Origin of the sequence: Bacillus manliponensis, assembly GCF_000712595.1 — a bacterium.
GTDB lineage: Bacteria > Bacillota > Bacilli > Bacillales > Bacillaceae_G > Bacillus_A > Bacillus_A manliponensis.
On record NZ_JOTN01000003.1, the window covers coordinates 1 to 24,122 of the forward strand.

A 24,122-nucleotide genomic window follows, 5' to 3' on the forward strand; every position below is an offset into this window, starting at 1 on the left:
TTTGCTTTTGATAGTTCTTAGCTTCATCTAACTTACAGTTTCGTTTCGGTGCCAGTTGTTTACGCCTGGAAAGAATACGCTGTGCATAAGCTAACTTCTTTTCCAATGTACGAAACCATTTCAAATTCCCAAATACTTCACCGGTTGAAAGTGTAGCGAAGTCTTTTATACCTACATCTATTCCAACAGATGAACCCGTTTTAGGGAGTTTCTGAACTTCTACTTCCACAAGAACAGATACAAAGTATGTTCCACTTGGATTCCGTCTAATGGTTGCATTCAAAATACGTCCTTCTACCTCACGACTTTTCGCAAAACGAACAAGACCTAATTTCGGTAGTTTAATTGTATTGCCACTAATTGCAATGTTCCCATTCGTGTGTTTCGTTGTATAGGACTGTACTTTGTTCCTTTTGGATTTGAAGCGTGGTGCGTCATTCTGTTTCTCAAAAAAACGGGCAAACGCATCTGCAAGATTTCTAATAGATGATTGCATAGCAATACTATCTACTTCTTTTAACCAAGCAAGTTCTTTTTTCATTGCAGGAAGTTCAGCCGAACATATACCATACGTCAATCCTTGTCCTGTTTCTTTATAAGTTTGATTCCATTTTGTTAAAAAGTGATTAAATACAAATCGAGAACATCCAATTGTTTTATTGATTAAAGTTGCTTGCTCTTTATTTGGATAGATACGAAATTTAAACGCTTTATTGATAATCATGACTTTCACCTCCCTTTCTGTTACGATATACATATTTTATCAATCTCGATGCAATTTGTATATTATTAGGAGGTTTTTATAGAAAAGCAAACGCTTTTAAAAAGGGGAGATGAATACAAAGACCGAAAAGGTTTCGGTACTCGTATCCAAATTTTTTTCATTCATTACAAATAGCACTCGAACAGTCGGACAATCGAGATGAAAAAGAATCCATCCCTTGTCCGAAGCCAATTCATCTCCCACCTACTCACTGAGCTACACCCTTCACGTTCCTTAAGGAAGGAGTATTCTTGGCTGAAATGATAAAAAGAGACAGAAGGACTCTGTCTCTATGCCATTTTATATAATTTAACCACGTAATTGTTGCTGTGCTAAAGATACTAAACGTTTTGTTACTTCTCCACCTACAGAACCATTAGAACGAGATGCTGTGTTTGATCCTAAGCTTACGCCAAATTCTTGAGCAATTTCATATTTGAATTGTTCTAGTGCTTGCTCAGCACCTGGAACAAGTAATTTATTTGTTCTAGCCATAATGTGCACTTCCTTTTTTATATTCCAGTATAGGAACTGGTATCTTTATTGTATGTTCTATTTTCTTAGCGATACCCGGAAGTAACCGGACATATTAGAATTTATTGGACAAGAAAAAGGAGTAACTTATAAGTTACTCCTTTTTCATCACAGTTGCCGTTCCTTCTACAACGATTGTATTTGATTGGTTATATACATTTGTCTGTATCGTAATAATTCGTTTATCATCTCGTTTTGATGTAACTTCAGCTACAACACGGACAACATCACCAATCTTAACAGGGGCACGAAATGCTACATTTTGTGATAGATAAATGGTATTTTTACCTGGTAATTTTGTGCCAAGCACAGTCGAAATATAGCTAGAAACGAGCATACCATGTGCAATGCGTTCTTTAAACATTGTCGTTTTTGCAAACGAATCAAGCAAATGAATCGGATTTACATCACCAGTAAGCTTTGCAAAGGAAATAATATCGTCTTCTGTAATTTTTTTTGTTAAAGAGGCTTGATCACCAACTTGAATGTCATCATAGTACAGCTCTTGAACAGATTCGGCTTCCTTAAAAGGATTCATTTCTTCCTCCTTTGTTTCCATGGTGAAAAAGGGTAGCCATCCTGATGTAATAGGAGAAAGAAGAAGACGGGTATTCTTTGCTGTAAGGTACCACATTTTTCTTATTTCATGGAAGTAAATAGATTTTTTGAGTTTTCCTCGAACTTTTTCACGAGATCCAATTGCATGGATTTGAATTCTTCCAAAAAACTTTCCATTTGTTTTTGTACCTCTTCACGTTGAGATTGTTGTTGTGTGATCATTTGTCTTATTGCTTCTTCAAATTGTCCGCTTGTTTGTGTAAGTAATGTTAGCGATGTTTTTGAAGGTGATACAGTAAGCTGATGCATTTGACTGGAGATCTCAGTCCATTTTGATTGCCATTCATCAATTTGTTTGTTTAAGGAATTTCCAGCAAATTGCTTCATGTAATCTGCATACTGGTTATTCACTTGATTATTAAATTGTTGGATTTCTTTTTCGAATTCATCCATACCTTCTGTTAGTTTATTCAAAGCTTCTTGCTGTTGCTTCATCGTCTCTAATGTAAGTTCTTCAAATTGTTTCCCAGCTGAAGTGAAGAGGGAAAGGGAGTTTGACCAGTTTTTCCAAAATGCATCGACCAGTTCGTATGGTTTAGTTTCCATGATTTGACCTCCAAATGTTTAGTTTACATATTGTGAACGCAGACTATTCTGCTGTGTCACCAGGTGAAGAGGAATCTGTTTTTTCATCCTTTTCTTTAGAAGTGGAAAATGGAAAGAATGCATTGGTGTATAGGGTGAAAAAGGTGCGTAACATATTTTGGTATTGTTCAAAAGAAGTAGCGCAAGATGCTAAATACTTTTCTCCATAATCAGTTAATGAATAGATTCGTTTTGCTGGACCTCCCTCACTTGTATCCCAAGTAGAAGTGATGAGGTTTTCTTTTTCAAGTTTGCGTAAAGTTCTATATACATTACCTTGATCAATAGAGGAAAAGCCAATATCCATTAGCATTTGAATAAGTTTGTAGCCGTGAAGACTCCAATCTTTAAGACAGAGAAGTAGGAAAGGAACTAAGAAGTTTTTTGGCATGGAGTTTTTTTGTTTTGTTTGAGCATTTTCGTTAAGCTCTTTTTGTTCTGGTTCATTGTGTAGCATGATTTTTCATCACCTCATGAATCAGTTCGATGGTAATTGTATTGCCTATATGTGCAATTTACACTTATCTGATTATTTTGTCAATAGTTTTATTAAAAAATAGAAAATGTAAAATGTAAATAAAGGACTTGCGTATTTGTTCAGAATATTAGAAAATAATGAATAGGTTGAATTGTTTCACAAAAATAGTAAAAGGAGTGTCGACGAAGTGATTGATCAAAAACTCGATCCACTACAAGCATGGAAAGATGTTTATGAACAAACTGAGAATTTTTGGGGAAAAGCGCTCAATGAAACAATTAAGACAGAAGAGTATTCAGCATGGATGGGTAGCGTCCTTGATTTGAATTTGTTTTACCAAAAGATGATGAATGATGTAACAAAAAATTATTTAGATAAAGTGAATATGCCAACGCAAGAAGATGTTGCAAGAGTAGCTTCGCTTGTTATTAATTTAGAAAGTAAAGTTGATAACATTGAAGAGTTTTTAGAGGAGAAAGAAGATCTTCTTGTGCAATCTTCAGCTTTAAAGCGCGATGTTACAAAAGTAAAACAAGATATGCGCGTATTAGAAAATAAAATGGATAAAGTGTTAGAGTTGTTAGAAAAGCAAAACGCAGTATTAGAAAAATTACAATCACCAGCAAAACCAGAACCTAAAAAATAATGGAAGTGTGATATATATCGATTTAGGAAGTAGAAGGGAGAACTACTTTTTATAACGATATATCATATAAATATTTTTTATTATGCATAGCGGTGTTAGTACATATAAATTTCAGTTGTATGATATAACCGCACATTATAACAAAGGGGGAGCACACATGGCTCAATTACATGGAAAAGTAGCAATTGTAACAGGTGGAGCGAAAGGAATTGGAAAAGCAATTACAGAGGCATTAGTAAAAGACGGCGTAAAAGTAGTGATTAACTACAACAGCAGTAAAGATGCAGCTGAAAACCTTGTGAATGAGCTAGCGAAAGACGGCCATGATGTATATGCTTGCCAAGCAGATGTTTCGAAATTAGAAGATGCAAAGCGTCTTGTTGAAGAAACAGTAAAGCATTTCGGAAAGCTAGATATCTTAGTTAACAATGCTGGTATTACAAGAGACCGCACGTTTAAAAAATTAAATCGTGAAGATTGGGATCGTGTAATCGATGTAAACTTGAGTAGTGTATTTAATACAACAAGTGCTGCGCTTCCTCATATTACAGAGGCGGAAGAGGGAAGAATCATTAGTATTTCTTCTATTATTGGCCAAGCTGGTGGATTTGGTCAAACAAACTACTCCGCTGCAAAAGCTGGTATGATTGGTTTTACAAAATCATTAGCATTAGAGCTTGCAAGAACGAATGTAACAGTAAATGCAATTTGCCCAGGTTTCATTGATACTGAGATGGTGGCAGAAGTTCCTGAAAATGTTCGCGAGCAAATCGTTGCAAAAATTCCGAAGAAACGTTTCGGTCAAGCAGATGAGATTGCAAAGGGCGTTGTTTACTTATGTAAAGACGGCGCGTACATTACAGGACAACAGTTAAATATTAACGGCGGATTATATATGTAATATAGCAGTAAAGAAGTGCATGTCCATAGAAGGAGTGCACTTCTTTCTTTCAAAAAGAACTATACAAAAAGGGGATATGAAAATGACAACATTCGTAAAAGAATGGGAAAAGCAATTGGAATTGTACCCAGAAGAGTATAAAAAAGCATATCGTCGTTTCAAGAGAGCTAGTGATGTTTTACTTCGTGAACCAGAACCACAAGTTGGGTTAACGCCAAAAGAAGTCATTTGGACAAAAAATAAAACAAAATTGTACCGTTATGTTCCAAAACAAGAAAAAACACAATCTGTTCCAATTTTACTTATTTATGCACTGATTAATAAGCCATATATTATGGACTTAACGCCAGGAAATAGTTTAGTGGAATACCTAGTAGATCGTGGTTTTGATGTATATATGCTAGATTGGGGTACATTTGGATTAGAAGATAGTCATTTGAAATTTGATGATTTCGTGTTTGATTACATTGCAAAAGCAGTGAAGAAAGTATTACGTACTGCAAAGGCAGAAGAAATTTCTTTACTTGGCTACTGCATGGGCGGAACATTAACGTCTATTTATGCTGCGCTCCATCCTCATATGCCAATTCGTAACTTAATCTTTATGACAAGCCCGTTTGACTTTTCAGATACAGGCTTATATGGGCCATTATTAGATGAAAAGTATTTCAATTTAGATAAAGCGGTGGATACATTTGGAAATATCCCACCAGAGATGATTGACTTTGGAAATAAAATGTTAAAGCCGATTTCAAACTTTGTTGGACCGTACGTTGCCTTACTTGATCGCTCTGAAAATGAACGATTTGTTGAAAGCTGGAAACTCGTTCAAAAATGGGTAACGGATGGAATTCCGTTCCCAGGCGAGTCATATCGTCAATGGATTCGTGACTTTTATCAAGGCAATAAGCTAGTAAAAGGTGAGCTTGTCATTCGCGGTCAACAAGTGAAGCTAGAAAATATTAAAGCGAATGTATTAAATATTTCTGCAAGCCGTGATCATATCGCACTTCCTTGTCAAGTAGAAGCATTGTTAGAGCATATTTCTAGTATCGATAAACAATATGTATGTTTGCCGACCGGACATATGTCAATTGTATACGGAGGAACTGCTGTAAAACAAACATATCCAACGATTGGGAATTGGCTTGAAGAGCGTTCAAAATAAAGCGAAACGTTCAATCAGTGGGGGGTTCATCCTCACTGATTGTCAGCCCGTTAATACGGGATGAACTGAAACTTCAATAGGCTGTGCACCTCAATTGTTAGCTCGTTTATGCAGCATACATGGTAGAAAATCCAGTTAGTTTAATACTAACTGGATTTTTTTATGGAAAACAACAAAAAATAAAGGGACAACATATAAATGGCAGGCTTGCTTTTTAGGCATAATTGTTAATACATATGGAGCAATGTCACTTTATCCCGCATTAACGGGCTGTAAGACTCCCACCTCAAGACTTGAGAGAAGCAAAGAAGTTTAGGTGGGAGATTAACAGCCCGTAAAAGCCCGATTCGTTCAACTAACAATCAGTGGGGGATGGAGACCCCCCCACTGATTGAAGTTTCACTTTATTTTAGGAGCGTGCTTTATGAAGTTAAAGTTAGGAAAGTTGTTCTGGAATGAAGGAGTTTCTACACCTTGTTATACTGCATTAGAAGATGATATGATATGTGATGTGCTTATTGTTGGGAGTGGTTCTGTCGGTGCCCATACAGCATATTTTTTATCAAAAATTGGCATGGATGTTACGGTGATTGATAAGCGAGAAATAGCACATGGGAGTACCGCTGCTAATACAGGATTGTTACAGTTTTCACAGGATAAATCTTTAACTTCTTTGATTCATACATTTGGTGAAGAAAGAGGCGTACGCGCATATCAATTATGTTATGAGGCGTTAAGAACGTTAGAGAATGTTGTAAAAGAACTCTCTATTGATCCTGTGTTTAAATTGCGAGGAAGCTTATATTATGCAAGTGACGAAAAGGATATTTCACTTGTACAAGAAGAATATAATACGTTAAAACGTTACGGTTTTCTTGTGGAGTTTTTATCATCTGCACAAGTTAGCGAGCGGTATTCCTTTAGGAAAGAAGCGGCATTATATACATCAGGAGACGCGGAAGTGAATCCGTATTTGTTAGCACACAGTTTGCTTCAAAAAGCAAAAGAGCAGGGAGCACAGGTATTTAAGCATACAGAAGTTGTTCATATGAAGCGTATATTAGGTGAGATTTATTGTTATTTGAGCAATGGAAAGATAATAAAAGCAAAATCGGTAATTATGGCAACGGGGTATGAATCGCAATTTGTGAACCGAAATCCAAACGTAGAGCTAAGTATTTCATATGCAATTGTGACAAATGTTCAAAAACAATTTGACGGATGGTATGAAAAATCATTAATTTGGGAAACTGCTCGTCCGTATTTATATTGCCGTACATATAAAGACCGAGTTATTATCGGTGGATTAGATGAACCATTTATACTACACAAGTATGCGGAAAATAGATTGTTATATAAAAGGGATGTGCTTGTGGAGCGTGTAAAGGAAATGTTTCCATTTTTCACGGATGTTCGAGCTGAATATTACTGGGGAGCAATTTTTGGTGGAAGTCGTGATGGGCTACCTACATTAAGAGAGGATAAAGAAATACCAAATTTGTATTATGCCCTTACATATGGTGGGAATGGTACAGTATATGCGATGGTATTTGCAAAAATATTTCAAGAACTGTTTACACATGGGAAAAGTTCAGATTTTTGTTTATTTCAGAGGTAGAAAAAAAGTAGAAGAAGTGATGTAATGAATCGAATAAGAAAATTTTTACACAAATTAAGGCCTGTACAGTTAATTGTTTTATTTTATGTGATAGCTGTACTTGTGTCGGTTACTTTATTAAGTATGCCATTTTTCATAAAGTCGGGAGTTGATTGGAATTTCATTGATGCCCTATTTATATCGGTCAGTGCAGTAAGTGTAACTGGGCTATCGGTTGTATCGATTCCTGATACATTTAATACAGCAGGGATTGTCGTGTTAGCTCTTATCTTACAACTGGGTGGATTAGGAATTATGGCACTTGGTACATTTGTATGGATGGTAACTGGCAGGAAGATTGGACTTCATCAAAGACGTCTTATTATGGCGGATCAAAACCAAGGAAACTTATCAGGGCTTGTACATTTAATGCGGTCTATTTTAATATTAATTATTTCTATTGAGCTTGTAGGTGCCTTACTACTTGGTACGCGATTCCTGCTTTATTTTCCTGATTGGAAAGATGCTTATTTTCATGGTTTTTTTGCAGCTATCAGTGCCACAACAAATGGTGGTTTCGATTTAACGGGGCAATCACTGATTCCGTACAAGCAAGATTATGTTGTTCAGATTATACATATGCTTCTTATTATTTTAGGGGCAATTGGTTTTCCTGTGTTAATTGAAGTGAAGCAATATTTTAGTAGGAAGAAGGAGCAATTATTTCGGTTTTCTTTGTTTACAAAATTAACAACAACAACATTCTTTCTACTTGTTACAGTTGGTACAATTGTGATTTTCTTATTAGAGAGAAATTTATTTTTAGCAGATAAAAATTGGCATGAAACTTTATTTTATACACTATTTCAATCTGTCACAACGCGAAGTGGTGGCTTATCAACGATGGATGTTCGTGAATTTTCAGAAGCGACTTTACTTTTTATGAGCTTTTTAATGTTCATTGGTGCCTCGCCTAGCTCTGTTGGAGGGGGAATACGTACTACGACGTTCGCTGTTAATATTCTTGTGTTATATACATTTGCAAAAGGTGGCAGAAGTGTTCGTGTGTTCAAAAGGCAGTTACATGAAGAAGATATTTTAAAATCCTTTGTTGTATTAACGATGGGGATTTTACTTTGTGCAGGCTCGCTCTTTATATTATGTATGACAGAAGATGCATCTCTTATGAGCTTAGTATTTGAAGTGTGCTCTGCATTTGGAACAACGGGCCTTTCGACTGGAATTACTTCAGATTTAACAACAGTTGGAAAATTAGTCCTTATCGTACTGATGTTTATTGGACGAATTGGAATATTAACATTTATTTTAGCTATTGGCGGAAGAGAGCAACCACCGCGTTATAAGTATCCGAAAGAGCGTATAATCATTGGATAATAAAAAAACTCATTCTATCTTAAGAAGATAGAATGAGTTTTTTTAATCGTTAATACCAAACTGAGGATGCATAAAGCGCTCCTCTTGATCATCCTCTTTGTGCTGTAGTAGTTCTCTATTTTCTTCAGTAATCCATCCAATATCATTAGTAGGATGAACCCATTGATCGCCAGACATAATAGCAGGATCAACTTCATCACTCCAGTTATTCAGTGGACTATTTGTTGAATTATATAAACTATCACCAATTACAATGCCATATTCATTTGTAAAGGGTGGTTGCATTTTTATCCCAGTTCCTTTAAAGGAAGGAAAATTAATTTGATGTGGGAGAGTTTCATCTAAAATCGGTGAATTGTTTGGTGTTTCTTTCATTCCTCTAGCTCCTTTCTTATACAAGTATAGTATTTCTCTTTCTAAAGCGTTCTGTTCTTGTTAACAGTTACCATCTATAATTTTGTTTTGTTTTTTCATACTAATGGTGTAAGTGTGATTATAAATGAACAGGAGAATGATGTTTTTTATGAAAAGAAAAGTAAAGCAAAATGCAGCAGCGAATCATAATAAAACACCGAAGGAAAGCCTACCAGATGCGGAATTTGCCGCAGAATATGAAGGTGAAAATGTAGCGAAATATGCAAATCGAAATGCAAAAAAAGGGAAACAAAAATGAGGCGCTTATAAGCACCTCATTTTTATTGTATATAAGATGTCCTATAACATCTTTGTTGTACTATATAGTTCACATTGTTTTGATTTTTGATTATAGTACGCAACAAGTATAGAAGGAGTTGCCAAGATTTCTTTATACTGTGCATAGTGTGCATAATCAAATGGTAAAATTTCTAAAATGGTATGTTTATATAAATCTTTCTCGCTTAATTGTAGCGCAGTAAATTCTTCCCCAAGTAAAGATGGATTTTGAATAATTTGTTTGTAGTAGTCATTAGATTCATCTTTATTTACTTGCGTTTGCTTCCAAGATTTACGAGGGCGATGATTATGATTTTGTAAATAATCAACGATCATAAGCCCTGCAACATGTGATAGATTTCGTACTTCTTCTGCTTGTAAAAATTGATATAGACGCTGGAATAAATCCTCTAATTGATGACCAATTCGAATCCATCCTTGTGTATCCCAGTACGTTCCGAATTGTTGGAAAAAGTCGAAAGGTGTATCGAATACAGATGAAATAATATATTCAATTGTATGATCCATTCGATGCGCATTCCAATATTTTTCAAGAACGTCCTCTACTTGTTTAATACGAACAATATCATCAAAAGATAGAACGTTATTACTTAACATTTCATAAGGAGCGTGATCCATGTAGACATATTGATGATCGTTTGAACGAACGCGAAGTCCTGTCCCGCGAAGTAGTTTTAAGAAACCGAGCTGTAGCTCTTCTGGTCGTAGTGCAAATACGTCATTAAACGTTTTCTTAAAGGAATTGTAATCTTCTTCTGGAAGTCCAGCAATTAAATCTAAATGTTGATCAATTTTTTTACCATCACGAACCATCGTAACCGTACGTGTTAACTTTTCAAAGTTTTGACGTCTTTTTACAAGATCATTGGTGTTATCGTTTGTTGATTGTACGCCAATTTCAAATCGGAACAATCCAGGTGGTGCATTTCTATTTAAAAACTCGATAACTTCAGGCCTCATAATGTCAGCTGTGATCTCAAATTGGAATACTGTTCCTGGTAGGTGCTCATCAATTAAAAATTGAAACATGTCCATCGCATAGCTACGGCTAATATTAAATGTACGATCAACAAACTTAATAATATGCGCCCCATTTTTCATTAAATAACGAATGTCATCTTTAATTCGTTCACGGTCGAAATAACGAACTCCAACTTCAATAGAAGATAAGCAAAATTGACAACTAAACGGACAACCCCGGCTTGTTTCAATATATGTAATACGCTTACTTAAATGTGGAATATCTTCTGGGAAACGATAAGGAGACGGAAGTTCTTTTAAATTCAACTTTTCACGTTGTGGTTTTATAACACACGTCCCGTCTTCTTTACGGAAGGCAATACCATGGAGCTTTTCAAATTGTTTTTCTCCTTGTAGCTCAAATAAAAGGTTTTTGACAGATGCCTCGCCTTCTCCGACAATAATAAAATCAATTTCGGGAACACGTTCTAGCCAGTGCTTCACATCGTAACTTACTTCTGGCCCACCAACAAAAATAATTAAGTTTGGGTTAATTTTTTTCAGCATTTGAATAACTTGAATCGTTTCTTCAATATTCCAGATATAGCAGCTGAAGCCAAGGACATCTGGTTGACGTCTATGTAAATCTGTCACGATATTCATGGCTGGGTCTTTAATTGTGTACTCTGCCAGTTCTAAGTTAAACTCTGGCTGAGCATATGCTTTTAAATAACGAATAGCTAAGTTTGTATGAATGTACTTAGCATTTAACGTACTTACAATTGCTTTCATATTTTTACCTCAACTTTAATTAGAATCACATTGTCTAGTATAGGCGTATGCGCTTTAAAATACAATGTGAGAAAAATATGTGATTTGTACAAAAAGAAGGACACATTTTCTAGTTTTTATCATATAATTTACCAACATAAAAAAAGTTGGTTAAGGGAAAGAAGGGGAAGAGGTGAGGAAGCGTATGTACGATAAGTTATTTTTATATGTACATGTGTTACAAAAATTAAGAATCATTAATGAGAAAGAAAAAAAAGAGATTTTACAATCTGTGATGAAGGCAAAGAGCTTTATAAAATAAAGGCTCTTTTTTTTATATAGCAAGGCAAATGCATATTGACAAAAAAGGATTATCATGTGATAATTCAATTAAATTTTTAGAATTGTCAAAAAATAGACTTTTTACATAGAAGGGGTTTTTGGACATAACAATACGGGGGTGACACTATGTTGTTTTTCTTAAAGAAATGGAAAGAACTGCAAGAAATTAAAATGGAGTTAGCTCTTCGTGATTGGTTTTATGGAACGAAAATTAGTTTGTCAATGAGAACGTCAAAGGATCCACTTACATTTTTAATTAATGTCGAAGGGAAAGATAAAGGTTTACTTTCAGACGAGGATTTTATGGTTGTAAATAGTTCATGTGAGCCTGTGTTTGTTTGTAAGGAAAAACCAGCAGTTGAATCATGTCTACACGCAGATATTTATAAAAAGAGTGAGGCGGATTGTATTTTACAAGTGCAGACCGTTGATAGTCATTTAATGTCCGAGTTATATGAGAAAGAGGGCGAAGTAACATTTGAACAAAGAAATGTGGAACGAGTTTTTGGAAAAGAAGGTATTACACAGATTACAATTCCAATTGTAGAAAATGAGAGTAGTCTAGCGAATTTATTAGAGGAAGGTGTTCCGAGTTTCACTGAAGGTGGCGGAGCGGTGCTTGTTCATAACTATGGTTTATTCGTATGGGGAGCATCACCTGAAGATACGAAAAAGTGGTTAGAAGGATTAGAGTATTTAATGAATTATCATGTGAAATTATTAATGATTAAAGGTACGAAAAGCTCAGTTATATAAGTAAGATCTCTCTTTAGGCTAAATAAAGCCTAAGAGAGAGAAGTGTTATTATCAACCGATTCCTAAAAATGAAAGCGTTTTAAAAATGATTTTAATCATAAAATACGTTCGTTCTTATTATATATAGATTATATGTCGTTATATGAGGAGGAACGTATTTTGCGAGTTAAATATCATTTTCTTCCAAAACAGCAAGTGATTTGTTGTTTTGAGAATGATAACGTAAATATAGCATTAGAAAAAATGAACGACAGTGGATATCGTGCGATACCGGTAATTGGAGAAGCTGATAAAAAATTTAAAGGAATTATTTATAAAGTAGACGTACTAGAACATATATGTGAACATGAAGAAGTTGTAAATGTAACGGCATTATTACAGGAGTCAAGTGCATTTATCTTTGAGAGAGATTCATTTTTCCGCGCTTTTTATACCATTCGTAGACTACCGTTTTTAGCAGTATTAAATGATTATGATGAATTCGTTGGTATTTTAACACACTCAAATGTATTTGATGTGATTGAAGATTCGTTTGGAATGAAGACAGGTGGGTACATATTAACATTAGCGACACACGATAATAAAGGAACGATAAAAGAGCTTGGGGCGTTATTAAAAACTTATAACATTGGCGGCCTATTTACATTAGATAATGGAGATCAATATATTCGAAGGATTATTGTAAATATATGTGACGAACTTTTAGAGAGAGAATTGGAAACATTGCTTTCGAGTTTGGAAAAAAAGGGGTTTAGAGTAAGTCATGTAGATCGTATTTAAAAATAGGGAGAGGCAAAATGCCTCTCCCTATTTTTTTATCCTGTAAAATCTTGGCGGAATAGGCTCTAGTCATCTGATTGAAGTCTCACTTTTGTAGAGCAGAAACAGGTGGTTGAGGAGAGACTAAATCTGATAGGAAAATAAAATCTGCCTTTTCTCTTATTTTTGGAACATAAGATTGAATGACACTTGAAGTAATTTCGCCAGGAGGTCCAACATGTCCAATTGCGATAACGACGGGTTCAGATTGTAATTTTTTGAGTAACACATTTGCTTGTCTTGTCACATGGGAAGAAGTATATACATCATCAAAGAAGAGATTGTTTTCGACAACAGGAATGCCTAATTCTTTCCCGAGTTTTTTTGCCACACTGTTTGGATTTGTTTTACTATCCAAATAAAAAAGTCCATGTTTTTTGCATATAGATAAAATAATCCGCATCATTCGTTCATCAGCAGTTACCTTTGACCCCATATGATTATTCATTCCAATTGCATGTGGAACGTCTGCGATGGCTTCTTCTACACGTTTCGTAATTTCTTCGTCACTTAAATCAGTAGTAAGAGCTTTAGGACCTAACCATTCTTTCTTTCCTTTAACAGGTTCCATTGGCATATGAATAATAACTTCATGTCCTTTTTTATGAGCAGCAATGGCATCTTGTTTTGTTGAAGGAAGAAAAGGCATCACAGCAACGGTTAATGGGATAGGGAGTGATAGCATTTTCTCTGTCCCTTTCATATTGTTTCCAAAGTCATCAATCACGATAGCTACTTTGTTTGTTTGTGCATAAATGGATGATGAAAACAAGACAACGGAAAGCAAAGTGAAAATGAAGAGTGTAAGGATATGTTTACGCATAAAAGTATTCTCCTTTTAAAATATAATATGTACCTTTATCGTTTGCGTTTTGTATGAATTTAAACGCATAAAATGTCGAAGTGATAAGAATTAAAAAGAAGAAAGAGCGTATTTTATAGAAAGTTGGTAAAAAATGAAATGAAAAAAATGTCTATTATTGCGAATGTATTTACAAAGATAGAATAATTTGTAATAATTCTCAAGGTGAGGCTTAAGATTACCAATTTAGGGGATTGAATATTTTTGATAAGAATTTTACTGATAGATAAAAAATGAGGGGGATATAGATGTTTATAGTAAGGCGTAAGTATGAAATGGAAAAGTTATTGAAAGATATTCATGTGAAACGTCAAGAAATGATTCATCTTGGTATAGAAAATGGTTTGAATAATCTAGAGACAATTCGAGTAAGTCAAGAGCTGGACAGGCTCATTTTACAATATCAAAATTATAAAGAACAAAACATTATAAAACTGTTTTTTATGAAAAAACGGTTTTATGAAAAAGAATATAGGAATAGAAAGTCGAGTATCTTTTGGAGAATATTAGTGACTGGCTTTATGAAATAAAGCCTAATCATCAAAAATGGATGATTAGGCAGAATGAAGTGGCAATGTAATAGTGACAACTGTACCTTCATGTTCTTTACTATCAATTGCAATTTGTCCTTTATACATTTCAATAATTCGTTTACATATCACTAACCCAAGCCCAGTTCCTGTATCTTTATTTGTGAAAAATGGTTCGAACACTTGGTTTTGGATTTGTTCTGACATTCCTTTTCCTGTATCTATAATTTGTAGCTGTGCTTTTGAGCCATCTTTCTTTACATCAATCGTTAGTTTATCACCAGAAGACATCGCTTCAAGAGAATTTTTTGAGATATTTAAAATAACCTGTTTAATATGATCTTTTGAACATCGGATGAGAATCGGCTGTTCAGGCATATGTGTTACAAATTCGATACTATATAAATTTGCCTCTGATTGAATAATTAATGATACTTCTCTAACAACTTCTCGTAAATCATATGTTTTTTCGATAACAGCAGTTGGTTTTCCTAAAATTAAAAATTCACTCACAATCTCGTTAATCCGTTCAATTTCTTGTTCAATAATAGAAAAATAAAGTTGGTCTTGTTCATGTTTATGTTTTTCTTTTAAAAGAGCAATAAAACCTTTAATACCAGTAAGAGGATTGCGAATTTCATGAGCTGTACTAGCTGCTAATGTACCCACTAACTCGAGTTTTTTCGCTTCATTTTGACGTTTTTCTAATTCTGTTTGACGCTTTAATAATGCATTTTGCATCACTAAAAAAAGAATATTTATTAAAAATAGCGTAATTAAGCTTTCAGTAAATACGATTCGATATAAAAGCATGGTATCAATTTGCTGTGGATAGACAGACACTTTCCATGGTAAATTGCTCAAATGAGTCGTTACTTTACTTTTACTTTGTCCATCCAAGCCGTTGTCATCTTCTAAAAATGTAATGTTATACTGATCGGTTACTTCAAAGTGAAATTTCGGTTTAATCGCGTTTAATGCTGTTGCAAGATGGTCAAATTCTAAGCTAGCCATTAATAGCCCTGTTATATTATCGCTTTGATCAAGAATAGGAGTTCCAATGAGAATGGCACGATGCCCTAATACGCGATCTGTAATTGCGGAGGATACAGTTGTTTCTTTCGTTTTTAATGCTTCTTTCGCATACAGTCGGTCAGACACATCAATTGGTTTTTGCAGTGGTGAAGATGCGACAGTAATTATTGCGTTTGGATCTGCATAATAAAGGCCGGAAAAACGTCCATCTGTTTTCGACGTACCTTGCAAAAGTTGTGCGATTTCTTCATTACTTGTAGGCGCTTTGGCACTAAAAACCATTGCTAACATTTCTAATGCAGAAGAAGCTTCACCGATGTGGTGATCTAAGTAGTCTCTATATAGGAATAATACAGAATGTGCAGTCTTTTTGTTTTCTTGATGCATTTTATGCCAATGATAAGAGAAAAAGAGTGTACTAATTCCAAGAGTAGGTAATATAACGAGTGAAAAGTATAACAAAATGCTACGTAGTTTTCCTTTCAAATTTGTGACTCCTTCTTTAGCTAATCTTATAAATAGTTTTTCAATTTTTATATATTACATAGGATATAAATTGTTTTCATTTATAGAAGTTTCAATATACATTATATATAAATCCAGTTCAAATAATAGCTTTTTCGTAACGAATATTAATATTTAGATAATTGTTTTATTTTAAAGTTGTTATAATATCCATGTTTGAAAAGAATGAAAGTGAGAGAAGGGGTTTTATGGAAAGAAATTGTGATATTGAAGATATAAAAATGTCACTGAAAGTGTTTATTGCATTATCACGTGCGCACCGATCAGTAATGGATGTCTCGCATAAATCAATTCAAGCTTATGGATTGAATCCAACTGAATTTGCAGTATTAGAACTGTTATATCATAAAGGGACACAACCTTTGCAACAAATTGGCGAGAAAATCTTAATTGCAAGTGGTAGTATTACGTATGTTGTTGACAAATTAGAAAAAAAGAAACTTGTGCAAAGAAAAAATTGCCCAAATGATAGGCGTGTAATTTATGCATATTTAACAGAACTAGGGACACAAGTAATTAGTGATATCTTTCCAAATCATGAACGAGTTATACACGATTCTTTGCATATGTTAACAGGTCAGGAAAAGGATGATCTGTTACAGTTATTAAAGAAAGTGGGGAAGTATGAAAGAAAGTAATCGTGATGTGGAAAGTTTATCCCGCATTAACGTGCTGTAAGACTTCCGCCTCAAAACTTAGAGGATTCAGAGAAGTTTAGGTGGGAGATAAACAGCCCGTAAAAGCCCGATTGGTCGGGCTAACAATCAGTGGGGGATGGAGAAAACCCCCACTGATTGAAGTTTTACTTTATTATTGTTGACTATTAAAAAAGGTATTTCTTCAAAGAGGTGGAATTATAGTAAGAGAATATTATAGAGAAAAGAGGTACATATATGTCATTTAAAGGTTATGAGTATAAACGTCCGAGTATGGAAGAGTTAGAGGGGAAGTTTAAAGAGGCGATTGTACAATTTACAAATGCCGGAACAGCTGAGGATCAACGAAAGGTGATTTCATATATAAATGAAATCCGTAATGATTTTAATACGATGTATAATTTATGCTACATACGTCATACGCTCGATACGACAGATGCATTTTATAAGGAAGAAAATGAATTTTTTGATGAGTCTTCTCCTATTGTAAAAGGCTATGTGACAAAGTATTATGAGGCGCTTATGCAATCGCCGTTTCGCGTAGAGCTAGAAACATATTACGGCGAACAATTATTTGCACTGGCGGCATGTGAGTTAAAAACATATTCAGATGAAGTGGTAGGAGATTTGCAGTTAGAGAATAAATTATCTTCGCAATACGTACAGCTATTAGCGGCAGCTAAAATTGAGTTTGAAGGTGAAGAGAGAACTTTATCTCAGCTTATTCCATTTATGCAGAATAAGGATCGTAATATGCGTAAGCAAGCTAGCGAAGCGTACTACGGTTATTTATCTGAGCATGAAGCGGAGTTAGATCGTATTTACGATGAACTTGTGAAAGTAAGAACAGCAATTGCAAAGAAACTTGGATTTTCAAATTTTGTTGAACTTGGCTATGCACGTATGTATCGTACAGATTACAATGCGGAAATGGTTGCAAACTTTAGAAAGCAAGTACTAGATTATATTGTTCCTGTCACGACTGAACTTAGAAAAAGGCAGCAACAACGTATTGGGGTTGAAAAGGTAACATATTATGATGAGAATTTTGAGTTTATGTCTGGTAATGCAACGCCAAAGGGAGATGCAGATTGGATTATTAACCATGGAAAAACAATGTATAAAGAGTTATCAGAAGAAACAGACGAATTTTTCCGTTTTATGTTAGAGAATGATCTGCTCGATCTTGTTGCGAAAAAAGGAAAAGCTGGCGGGGGCTATTGTACATATATAGAAAATTATAAAGCGCCGTTTATTTTCTCAAACTTTAACGGAACAGCTGGTGATATTGATGTTTTAACACATGAAGCAGGTCACGCATTTCAGGTGTATGAAAGTCGTCGTTTTGAAATACCAGAGTATAATTGGCCTACATTTGAAGCTTGTGAAATTCATTCTATGAGTATGGAGTTTTTCACCTGGCCGTGGATGGAATTATTTTTTGAAGAAGATGCTCAGAAGTATTACTTCTCACATTTAAGCTCAGCACTTCTATTTTTACCATATGGTGTATCTGTTGATGAATTCCAGCATTTTGTGTATGAAAATCCAGAAGCAACACCAGCTGAGCGTAAGGCAGCATGGCGTAATATTGAGAAGAAATATTTGCCGACACGTGATTATGAAGGAAATGAATATTTAGAGAACGGTGGATTTTGGCAAAAACAAGCACATATTTATGAAAATCCATTTTATTATATTGATTACACGTTAGCAGAAATTTGTGCACTACAATTTTGGAAGCGTGCAAGAGAGAATCGTCAAGAGGCATGGGAGGATTATGTTCACCTTTGTCGTGAAGGTGGCAGTCAGTCGTTTTTACAGCTAGTAGAAACAGCGAATTTAATCTCACCATTTGCAGATGGTTGTGTACAAAGTGTAATTCGTGATATTAAATCGTGGTTAAATGAAGTGGATGACACAAAATTGTAAATAATATGCAAGTTTTTTTATAAATCTACAATCGACATATAAAGATGAACATGAGATAATAAAGAAAATTCAGATTATTAAAGAGGTGTTTCTTCAAAAGAAGCGCCTCTTTTTCACCAACTAACTAAAGGAGGGGATTATGAATATGGTTCAATCAAAGGCAAATATGAGTATAGAAATGTTACTACAAGGATTACAAGTGACAAGAACAGCTATTTTATCTGAAATTGAAATGTTAACAGATACGGAGGTAAATACAAAACCACGCCGTGATAAATGGAGCATTATACAAATCTTACATCATCTTCATTTAGTTGAGCAATCTGTTACTTCGGCACTTTTATATGGTTTGCATAAAAACGAAAGAAATCCAGTTACGCATAAGAATCTCCAAATTATGTTAGACCGAACAGCAAAACGAGAAGCACCTCAGCACATGGAACCAACTGAAACATTAATGAAAAAACAACAAATGATTCAATTGCTCCGCAATTCTAGGGAAGCCTTAGTGAACGCTCTTCATACGGTTGTGAACGAAAAAGATTTAATAGAGAAATCCTTAAGGCATCCAGTATTTCATGATTTGAACTTATATCAATGGATACAAGTACTTGATTTGCATGAGCAGCGCCATTTAACGCAATTAAAAGAAGCGAAATATTCCATTTACAAAAGGTGAGTGCTTTCTGAGGTAGGAATCTTATGATGTATAATCTTTTTTCATCTGTTAGAACATATAAGAGAGGATGGAAGAAGGAGATGAATCAAATGAGCCATAAAAAGCGTGAACAAGAACGTGAGTGGAAAGCACGTAAAGAAAATCAGCAACCACATGGAAAAGTGAAAACCTTTGCAGAGCTTGTAGATGAAACGAAAAAAACGTGATGGTGACATCACGTTTTTTTATGTTAAAATGATGACACGTATGTTGATACGTAATCAAAGTTGTTTTTACTGTATGTAGATATTATGCTACAATATAAATGAAACTTGAAGAAGAAAATCCGTGTTTAGCACGGGAGAGGTTCGCGAACTCCCTCTATAAAAAACTAAGGAGAAAACAATATCCTTGGGTATTGTTTTGTTTTTTTATTGTGATAGTTCAAGAACGTTCTTTCTTCTTAGTATGAACAAAGAAGGAGAATGAATATGAAAAAAGAAAAAGCCGTTGTTGTGTTTAGCGGTGGACAAGATAGTACAACATGTCTATTTTGGGCAATGCAGCAATTTGCTGAAGTGGAGACGGTAACGTTTAATTATAATCAGCGTCATAAGCTTGAGATAGATTGTGCTGCTGCAATTGCAAAAGAATTAGGTGTAAAACATACAGTGCTAGACATGAGTTTATTAAATCAATTAGCACCAAATGCACTTACGAGAACAGACATTGATATTACAGAAACAGAAGGGGAGTTACCTTCTACATTTGTAGATGGACGAAATTTATTGTTCTTATCATTTGCAGGTGTATTCGCAAAACAAGTTGGTGCGCGCCATATTGTTACAGGTGTATGCGAAACGGACTTTAGTGGTTATCCGGATTGCCGTGATATATTTGTGAAGTCATTGAATGTAACATTAAATTTATCAATGGATTATCCATTTGTCATTCATACACCACTGATGTGGATTGATAAAGCTGAAACATGGAAATTAGCAGATGACCTTGGTGCATTTGAATATGTCAGAGAAAAAACATTAACTTGTTATAATGGAATAATTGGTGATGGTTGCGGTGAATGTCCTGCATGTAAATTACGTAAAGCAGGTCTTGATACGTATTTACAAGAGCGAGAAGGAGAGAAAGCATAATGGAAAATAACTTCTTTGGATTTCGCGTTGTAGAAAATTTACAAAAAATTGATACAGACATTGGACGAGAACAACTAAAGTACCATAACAAGCGTGTTATGGTAAGCAAAGAGTTTACCTTCGATGCAGCACATCACTTGCATTGTTATGAAGGGAAATGTAAAAATCTCCACGGACATACGTATAAAGTTGTCTTTGGAATTAGCGGTTATGTAAATGAAATTGGTCTGACGATCGACTTTGGAGATATAAAAGATATTTGGAAAAATGAGATTGAAATTTATTTAGATCATCGCTATTTAAATGAAACGTTACCAGCGATGAATACGACAGCTGAAAATATGGTCGTATGGATTTTTGAGAAAATGGAAGAAGCGTTGCTAACTGAAGAGCGTCAAAATGAATATAAAGGTGCGCGTGTTGAATTTGTTCGTTTGTTTGAGACACCAACAAGCTATGCAGAAGTAAGACGGGAGTGGATGCTCGGTGAGTAACATTCCTGTATTAGAAGTGTTTGGACCAACTATTCAAGGTGAAGGAATGGTCGTTGGGCAAAAAACGATGTTTGTACGTACAGCAGGTTGTGATTATAGCTGTACTTGGTGTGATTCAGCCTTTACGTGGGATGGATCCGCAAAAGAGCAAATTCGTCAAATGGGACCGGAAGAGATTTGGAATGAACTTGTAGAATTAGGTGGGGGGAATTTCTCTCATGTAACTATTTCAGGGGGAAATCCAGTTCTTTTGAAGAAATTAGATGCGTTTCTTACTTTGTTACAAGAAAAAGGTATTCGCACTGCAATTGAAACGCAAGGTAGCAAGTGGCAAGATTGGTTGTTACAGGTTGATGAAGTTACAATCTCACCAAAACCACCGAGTTCTACGATGAAAACAAATTTTGAAATGTTAGATACTGTTATTCATAAATTAGCAGGAAAAGATTTCAGTTTAAAAGTTGTTGTATTTGATGAGGTGGATTTTGAGTATGCGAAAGAAATACATGAACGTTATCCACATGTACCCTTTTTCCTACAAGTAGGAAATGATGATACAGTTACGACGGATGATACGGCTCTCGTTAGTCGCTTACTACAAAAGTACGAATGGCTTATTGAAAAAGCAGTTCACTGTAAAGAAATGAATGATGCGAAGGTGCTACCGCAGCTTCACGCGCTTGTTTGGGGAAATAAACGAGGTGTGTAACATTGCTTTGTTGTAAGCAATAAGAAAGTTTATCCCGCTATTTGCGGGCTGTAATACTCCCACCTCAAAACTTGAGAGAAAACGAAGAAGTTTAGGTGGGAGATAAACAGCCCGTAATAGCCCGATTCGTTCAACTAACAATCAGTGGGGGGATGAAGAAAACTCCCACTGATTGAAGTTTCACTTTATCATGAAAGGAAGTTTACAAATGACTGGAAGAAAAGACGAAGATTTAAAAGAAGTAACGTTATTAGGAAATCAAAATACAAAATATTTATTTGAATATAGTCCTGAGATTTTAGAGGTGTTTGATAACAATCACCCAAACCGTGATTATTTTGTGAAATTTAATTGTCCAGAATTTACAAGTTTATGTCCAAAAACAGGGCAACCTGATTTTGCAACAATTTATATTAGCTACATTCCTAGCGAAAAAATGGTGGAAAGTAAATCATTAAAGTTATATTTATTTAGTTTCCGTAATCATGGTGATTTTCATGAAGATTGTATGAATGTCATTATGAATGATTTAATTAAACTAATGGATCCACGTTACATTGAAGTATGGGGGAAATTTACGCCACGCGGTGGAATTTCAATTGACCCTTACTGTAACTATGGAAAGCCAGGCACAAAATATGAGGAAATGGCTTCTTATCGCCTAATGAATCATGACTTATATCCTGAAACAATTGATAATCGCTAAAAAAGAAGGATCTACGCCGTATAACGTAGATCCTTCTTTTCTATTATATTAAGCATGTTGATTAATAATTGTATAGTTTTTGTGATTAACAACAGTGAGAGGCTCCATATCTAGCTCTCTGAAGTTTTTCATAATCGTCACGTCAACAATTACCGAGTTCTTATTTACTTTTTGAACACGGCCTTGTATTCCCTCTTTAAATTCAATAATATCCCCAGCTTCTGCGATTTTCATAAGCCACTCTCCTTGTTACAGTTTTATAAAAAAAGAGAACAAGATTCGTTCTTTTTTATTTTCCTTTATTTTGAACTATATTTCTCATTTTGTAAATGTTTCCATGAGATTTTTTTGGAAAAAATACTAAATTTTTATCAAAAATTTCTATTACTTATTTCATATTTATACAAAAGTTGTAACCGCTGTTATTTTAATCTGCAACAAGTTACATTCCATTATTTGAGTGGAAGACTAGGGCTTTTTTAGTAGAAAGGCATATAATAATAATGAATACGGTGTGGAGTGTGGTGAAAATGAAAATTTCATTTATTCGTTATGGTCCTCTTGATGCGGCTAATGAAGCAATAACGGCCACGCAGTTTCAACAATGGCTGGAAACATATAATGATAGCAATATTAAACAAACCACTTATGTACCAGAGAGGACGATGCAAGTCATTCGTAATGCAAAACTTGTTGTTTCAAGTGATAGTAAGCAAACCATTCAATCCGCTGTGAAATTGACGGATTCGTTTTCATTTATACAAAGTCCGTTATTTCGTGAAGCGCTGATTCCATCGCAGTTACCAGCTCCAAAGTGGTTTAAGTGTAAGCGAAGAGCATGGATCACTTTTGGACGAACTCTATGGATTATGGGACATGCTAAAGGTGTAGAGTCATATGATGAGGTGAAAATCCGTGCAAAGCAAGCAGCTGATACATTGATTGGCTATGCAATGGTGTTTCAGCACATCGTTCTTGTCGGACATAGTTATTTTAATCTGCTAATTGGATTAGAATTACGAGCAAGAGGGTGGAGTGGGCCGCCTATTTTTCAAGCGAAGCCATGGGGATGTACAGTGTATACATTCCATAAAGCAATTGAAGGAGATATGTTAAAAGCAACATTCACATAAAAACGCACAACTCAGTAAAAATGGCCTGTGCGTTTTTATGTCGCTCGCTGTTTGAAGTTTTGCTTTATATATGTTTCACTAAGTGAGCGTATGCTTCTCCAACGAGCATTTGCGTTTTATCTTGCACATAGTCAAGTTTTTTATAAAGGGAAAATGCACGGTGATTTTCTAGGTTCACTAATAAAGCGATTTTGTCATGACCTTGCTCGTAAGCATATGATTCAGCAGCTTTAATGAGCTGCGATCCAATTCCTTGTCCACTGTACGAAGAAGAAACAGATAATGTATCAATGTAGTATTCATCGTCAGTAGCTTCTTTTTCTAATGTAATAGAAGAATCTTGCTTCATCTCACGTAAATGTGTAACAATCGGTTCATCCAGTGTACTGGCATTGCTACCATGGTAGATAACGATAATGCCTACTGCTAATCCGTCTTGTTCTTTTACAAGACAGTTTTCATAACTAAGGCGGTTTCCTTCTTTTGTAAACCAATACTCAAGTCCTTCTAGTACTTCATGCTTTATAGTTTTTCCTGTTAATTTTTCTGCAATTTCATGAAGGGCGTTGTATAGTAACGGTGCAATTGCTTTTGCGTCCGTTTGTTTTGCTTTTCGAATCATAGTAAGCCTCCTAGCCGTTCTTGTAAGTCTCTCTTATTGTAACATGAGTTTACTATATT

Annotated in this window: 30 protein-coding genes and 1 riboswitch; of the genes, 19 read left to right on the forward strand and 11 right to left on the reverse strand. The window is 34.9% G+C overall.

Features of this window, described 5'->3' with window-relative positions; all coding sequences use genetic code 11:
• The 5 genes from BAMA_RS03985 to phaQ form a co-directional block, all read right to left on the reverse strand.
• Positions 1–724, reverse strand: a 724-nt coding sequence (locus BAMA_RS03985; protein WP_034636295.1) for an RNA-guided endonuclease TnpB family protein, incomplete at its 3' end; no start/stop codon positions are given.
• Positions 725–1,072: 348 nt separating this feature from the next.
• On the reverse strand, positions 1,073–1,258 hold the full coding sequence (locus BAMA_RS03990; protein WP_034636298.1) for an alpha/beta-type small acid-soluble spore protein: 186 nt from the start codon (positions 1,256–1,258) through the stop codon (positions 1,073–1,075).
• 133 nt (positions 1,259–1,391) lie between these two features.
• Entirely contained in the window at positions 1,392–1,835 is a 444-nt protein-coding gene (locus BAMA_RS03995) for a MaoC family dehydratase (RefSeq protein WP_034636301.1), read from the reverse strand.
• A gap of 101 nt (positions 1,836–1,936) precedes the next feature.
• Positions 1,937–2,461, reverse strand: coding sequence for a polyhydroxyalkanoic acid inclusion protein PhaP (gene phaP / locus BAMA_RS04000; RefSeq protein WP_034636304.1), 525 nt, complete (start codon positions 2,459–2,461; stop codon positions 1,937–1,939).
• A 43-nt stretch (positions 2,462–2,504) separates the two neighbouring features.
• On the reverse strand, positions 2,505–2,957 hold the full coding sequence (gene phaQ, locus BAMA_RS04005) for a poly-beta-hydroxybutyrate-responsive repressor (RefSeq protein WP_034636307.1): 453 nt from the start codon (positions 2,955–2,957) through the stop codon (positions 2,505–2,507).
• Between the two features lie 208 nt (positions 2,958–3,165).
• Here phaQ and phaR point away from each other — a divergent pair, with 208 nt between their 5' ends.
• From phaR to BAMA_RS04030, 5 genes are all read left to right on the forward strand, one after another.
• On the forward strand, positions 3,166–3,624 hold the full coding sequence (phaR, locus tag BAMA_RS04010; protein WP_034636309.1) for a polyhydroxyalkanoic acid synthase subunit PhaR: 459 nt from the start codon (positions 3,166–3,168) through the stop codon (positions 3,622–3,624).
• 157 nt (positions 3,625–3,781) lie between these two features.
• Positions 3,782–4,525, forward strand: coding sequence for an acetoacetyl-CoA reductase (gene phbB, locus BAMA_RS04015; RefSeq protein ID WP_034636311.1), 744 nt, complete (start codon positions 3,782–3,784; stop codon positions 4,523–4,525).
• 82 nt (positions 4,526–4,607) lie between these two features.
• Positions 4,608–5,693 (forward strand): class III poly(R)-hydroxyalkanoic acid synthase subunit PhaC, encoded by a 1,086-nt coding sequence (gene phaC, locus BAMA_RS04020; RefSeq protein WP_034636313.1) that lies wholly within the window; start codon positions 4,608–4,610, stop codon positions 5,691–5,693.
• Between the two features lie 424 nt (positions 5,694–6,117).
• Positions 6,118–7,311 (forward strand): NAD(P)/FAD-dependent oxidoreductase, encoded by a 1,194-nt coding sequence (locus BAMA_RS04025; RefSeq protein WP_034636316.1) that lies wholly within the window; start codon positions 6,118–6,120, stop codon positions 7,309–7,311.
• Positions 7,312–7,335: 24 nt separating this feature from the next.
• Complete coding sequence (locus tag BAMA_RS04030) at positions 7,336–8,685, forward strand: TrkH family potassium uptake protein (protein ID WP_034636317.1); 1,350 nt, start codon at positions 7,336–7,338, stop codon at positions 8,683–8,685.
• Between the two features lie 42 nt (positions 8,686–8,727).
• Here the strand turns inward: BAMA_RS04030 and BAMA_RS04035 are convergent, their stop codons facing one another.
• A complete protein-coding gene (locus tag BAMA_RS04035) occupies positions 8,728–9,060 on the reverse strand; it encodes a DUF3905 domain-containing protein (RefSeq protein WP_034636318.1) in 333 nt (110 codons plus the stop codon).
• A 148-nt stretch (positions 9,061–9,208) separates the two neighbouring features.
• On the opposite strand from BAMA_RS04035, the gene BAMA_RS24715 reads away from it, so the two are divergent.
• Positions 9,209–9,358, forward strand: a complete 150-nt coding sequence (locus BAMA_RS24715; protein WP_034636319.1) for a hypothetical protein — start codon at positions 9,209–9,211, stop codon at positions 9,356–9,358.
• A gap of 41 nt (positions 9,359–9,399) precedes the next feature.
• Here BAMA_RS24715 and BAMA_RS04045 read toward each other — a convergent pair whose 3' ends face one another.
• Positions 9,400–11,151, reverse strand: a complete 1,752-nt coding sequence (locus BAMA_RS04045; RefSeq protein ID WP_034636320.1) for a B12-binding domain-containing radical SAM protein — start codon at positions 11,149–11,151, stop codon at positions 9,400–9,402.
• A gap of 172 nt (positions 11,152–11,323) precedes the next feature.
• On the opposite strand from BAMA_RS04045, the gene BAMA_RS25355 reads away from it, so the two are divergent.
• The 3 genes from BAMA_RS25355 to cbpA all read left to right on the forward strand — a co-directional run bounded on the left by BAMA_RS25355 (position 11,324) and on the right by cbpA (position 13,008).
• Complete coding sequence (locus BAMA_RS25355; RefSeq protein WP_265182703.1) at positions 11,324–11,452, forward strand: hypothetical protein; 129 nt, start codon at positions 11,324–11,326, stop codon at positions 11,450–11,452.
• 146 nt (positions 11,453–11,598) lie between these two features.
• Positions 11,599–12,228, forward strand: a complete 630-nt coding sequence (locus tag BAMA_RS04050; protein WP_034636321.1) for a class II aldolase/adducin family protein — start codon at positions 11,599–11,601, stop codon at positions 12,226–12,228.
• Between the two features lie 159 nt (positions 12,229–12,387).
• A complete protein-coding gene (gene cbpA, locus BAMA_RS04055; protein ID WP_034636322.1) occupies positions 12,388–13,008 on the forward strand; it encodes a cyclic di-AMP binding protein CbpA in 621 nt (206 codons plus the stop codon).
• An 85-nt stretch (positions 13,009–13,093) separates the two neighbouring features.
• On the opposite strand, the gene BAMA_RS04060 is transcribed toward cbpA, so the two are convergent.
• A complete protein-coding gene (locus BAMA_RS04060) occupies positions 13,094–13,870 on the reverse strand; it encodes a divergent polysaccharide deacetylase family protein (protein ID WP_034636324.1) in 777 nt (258 codons plus the stop codon).
• A 287-nt stretch (positions 13,871–14,157) separates the two neighbouring features.
• Between BAMA_RS04060 and BAMA_RS04065 the strand changes: the two genes are divergently transcribed.
• Positions 14,158–14,439, forward strand: coding sequence for an aspartyl-phosphate phosphatase Spo0E family protein (locus tag BAMA_RS04065; protein ID WP_034636325.1), 282 nt, complete (start codon positions 14,158–14,160; stop codon positions 14,437–14,439).
• Positions 14,440–14,463: 24 nt separating this feature from the next.
• On the opposite strand, the gene BAMA_RS04070 is transcribed toward BAMA_RS04065, so the two are convergent.
• Complete coding sequence (locus BAMA_RS04070) at positions 14,464–15,960, reverse strand: ATP-binding protein (RefSeq protein ID WP_034636327.1); 1,497 nt, start codon at positions 15,958–15,960, stop codon at positions 14,464–14,466.
• A gap of 227 nt (positions 15,961–16,187) precedes the next feature.
• On the opposite strand from BAMA_RS04070, the gene BAMA_RS04075 reads away from it, so the two are divergent.
• The 8 genes from BAMA_RS04075 to queF all read left to right on the forward strand — a co-directional run bounded on the left by BAMA_RS04075 (position 16,188) and on the right by queF (position 22,308).
• Positions 16,188–16,637 (forward strand): MarR family winged helix-turn-helix transcriptional regulator, encoded by a 450-nt coding sequence (locus BAMA_RS04075; protein WP_034636329.1) that lies wholly within the window; start codon positions 16,188–16,190, stop codon positions 16,635–16,637.
• A 255-nt stretch (positions 16,638–16,892) separates the two neighbouring features.
• Positions 16,893–18,587 (forward strand): M3 family oligoendopeptidase, encoded by a 1,695-nt coding sequence (locus BAMA_RS04080; RefSeq protein ID WP_034636332.1) that lies wholly within the window; start codon positions 16,893–16,895, stop codon positions 18,585–18,587.
• 145 nt (positions 18,588–18,732) lie between these two features.
• Positions 18,733–19,266, forward strand: coding sequence for a DinB family protein (locus BAMA_RS04085; protein ID WP_034637127.1), 534 nt, complete (start codon positions 18,733–18,735; stop codon positions 19,264–19,266).
• A gap of 89 nt (positions 19,267–19,355) precedes the next feature.
• Positions 19,356–19,472 (forward strand): DUF6254 family protein, encoded by a 117-nt coding sequence (locus BAMA_RS25090; RefSeq protein ID WP_034636335.1) that lies wholly within the window; start codon positions 19,356–19,358, stop codon positions 19,470–19,472.
• Between the two features lie 130 nt (positions 19,473–19,602).
• Positions 19,603–19,646, forward strand: a riboswitch (PreQ1 riboswitch).
• Positions 19,647–19,736: 90 nt separating this feature from the next.
• Positions 19,737–20,399 carry a 7-cyano-7-deazaguanine synthase QueC gene (queC, locus tag BAMA_RS04095; protein ID WP_034636336.1) on the forward strand — a complete coding sequence of 221 codons (663 nt, stop codon included), beginning with the start codon at positions 19,737–19,739 and terminating at the stop codon, positions 20,397–20,399.
• On the forward strand, positions 20,399–20,893 hold the full coding sequence (gene queD, locus BAMA_RS04100; protein WP_034636339.1) for a 6-carboxytetrahydropterin synthase QueD: 495 nt from the start codon (positions 20,399–20,401) through the stop codon (positions 20,891–20,893). Before queC ends, queD begins: the two co-directional genes overlap by 1 nt.
• On the forward strand, positions 20,886–21,602 hold the full coding sequence (gene queE, locus BAMA_RS04105) for a 7-carboxy-7-deazaguanine synthase QueE (protein ID WP_034636341.1): 717 nt from the start codon (positions 20,886–20,888) through the stop codon (positions 21,600–21,602). Before queD ends, queE begins: the two co-directional genes overlap by 8 nt.
• 208 nt (positions 21,603–21,810) lie before the next feature.
• Entirely contained in the window at positions 21,811–22,308 is a 498-nt protein-coding gene (gene queF, locus BAMA_RS04110) for a preQ(1) synthase (protein ID WP_034636342.1), read from the forward strand.
• A 48-nt stretch (positions 22,309–22,356) separates the two neighbouring features.
• On the opposite strand, the gene BAMA_RS04115 is transcribed toward queF, so the two are convergent.
• Positions 22,357–22,542 (reverse strand): YkvS family protein, encoded by a 186-nt coding sequence (locus BAMA_RS04115; RefSeq protein WP_034636344.1) that lies wholly within the window; start codon positions 22,540–22,542, stop codon positions 22,357–22,359.
• A 296-nt stretch (positions 22,543–22,838) separates the two neighbouring features.
• On the opposite strand from BAMA_RS04115, the gene BAMA_RS04120 reads away from it, so the two are divergent.
• A complete protein-coding gene (locus BAMA_RS04120) occupies positions 22,839–23,441 on the forward strand; it encodes a hypothetical protein (protein ID WP_034636347.1) in 603 nt (200 codons plus the stop codon).
• A 64-nt stretch (positions 23,442–23,505) separates the two neighbouring features.
• On the opposite strand, the gene BAMA_RS04125 is transcribed toward BAMA_RS04120, so the two are convergent.
• Positions 23,506–24,063 (reverse strand): GNAT family N-acetyltransferase, encoded by a 558-nt coding sequence (locus tag BAMA_RS04125; RefSeq protein WP_034636350.1) that lies wholly within the window; start codon positions 24,061–24,063, stop codon positions 23,506–23,508.
• Positions 24,064–24,122 lie beyond the last annotated feature (59 nt).

Coding starts and splice junctions, on each gene's coding strand:
- BAMA_RS03995 (WP_034636301.1), bottom strand. CDS start 1,835: ATGAATCCTTTTAAGGAAGCCGAATCTGTTCAAGAGCTGTACTATGAT.
- BAMA_RS04080 (WP_034636332.1), top strand. CDS start 16,893: ATGTCATTTAAAGGTTATGAGTATAAACGTCCGAGTATGGAAGAGTTA.
- BAMA_RS04045 (WP_034636320.1), bottom strand. CDS start 11,151: ATGAAAGCAATTGTAAGTACGTTAAATGCTAAGTACATTCATACAAAC.
- phaC (WP_034636313.1), top strand. CDS start 4,608: ATGACAACATTCGTAAAAGAATGGGAAAAGCAATTGGAATTGTACCCA.
- BAMA_RS04065 (WP_034636325.1), top strand. CDS start 14,158: ATGTTTATAGTAAGGCGTAAGTATGAAATGGAAAAGTTATTGAAAGAT.
- BAMA_RS04030 (WP_034636317.1), top strand. CDS start 7,336: ATGAATCGAATAAGAAAATTTTTACACAAATTAAGGCCTGTACAGTTA.
- phbB (WP_034636311.1), top strand. CDS start 3,782: ATGGCTCAATTACATGGAAAAGTAGCAATTGTAACAGGTGGAGCGAAA.
- BAMA_RS03990 (WP_034636298.1), bottom strand. CDS start 1,258: ATGGCTAGAACAAATAAATTACTTGTTCCAGGTGCTGAGCAAGCACTA.
- BAMA_RS24715 (WP_034636319.1), top strand. CDS start 9,209: ATGAAAAGAAAAGTAAAGCAAAATGCAGCAGCGAATCATAATAAAACA.
- BAMA_RS04025 (WP_034636316.1), top strand. CDS start 6,118: ATGAAGTTAAAGTTAGGAAAGTTGTTCTGGAATGAAGGAGTTTCTACA.
- BAMA_RS04075 (WP_034636329.1), top strand. CDS start 16,188: ATGGAAAGAAATTGTGATATTGAAGATATAAAAATGTCACTGAAAGTG.
- BAMA_RS04060 (WP_034636324.1), bottom strand. CDS start 13,870: ATGCGTAAACATATCCTTACACTCTTCATTTTCACTTTGCTTTCCGTT.
- phaQ (WP_034636307.1), bottom strand. CDS start 2,957: ATGCTACACAATGAACCAGAACAAAAAGAGCTTAACGAAAATGCTCAA.
- BAMA_RS04035 (WP_034636318.1), bottom strand. CDS start 9,060: ATGAAAGAAACACCAAACAATTCACCGATTTTAGATGAAACTCTCCCA.
- BAMA_RS04120 (WP_034636347.1), top strand. CDS start 22,839: ATGAAAATTTCATTTATTCGTTATGGTCCTCTTGATGCGGCTAATGAA.
- BAMA_RS04125 (WP_034636350.1), bottom strand. CDS start 24,063: ATGATTCGAAAAGCAAAACAAACGGACGCAAAAGCAATTGCACCGTTA.
- queD (WP_034636339.1), top strand. CDS start 20,399: ATGGAAAATAACTTCTTTGGATTTCGCGTTGTAGAAAATTTACAAAAA.
- phaP (WP_034636304.1), bottom strand. CDS start 2,461: ATGGAAACTAAACCATACGAACTGGTCGATGCATTTTGGAAAAACTGG.
- BAMA_RS04085 (WP_034637127.1), top strand. CDS start 18,733: ATGGTTCAATCAAAGGCAAATATGAGTATAGAAATGTTACTACAAGGA.
- BAMA_RS25090 (WP_034636335.1), top strand. CDS start 19,356: ATGAGCCATAAAAAGCGTGAACAAGAACGTGAGTGGAAAGCACGTAAA.
- queC (WP_034636336.1), top strand. CDS start 19,737: ATGAAAAAAGAAAAAGCCGTTGTTGTGTTTAGCGGTGGACAAGATAGT.
- BAMA_RS04115 (WP_034636344.1), bottom strand. CDS start 22,542: ATGAAAATCGCAGAAGCTGGGGATATTATTGAATTTAAAGAGGGAATA.
- BAMA_RS04050 (WP_034636321.1), top strand. CDS start 11,599: ATGTTGTTTTTCTTAAAGAAATGGAAAGAACTGCAAGAAATTAAAATG.
- queF (WP_034636342.1), top strand. CDS start 21,811: ATGACTGGAAGAAAAGACGAAGATTTAAAAGAAGTAACGTTATTAGGA.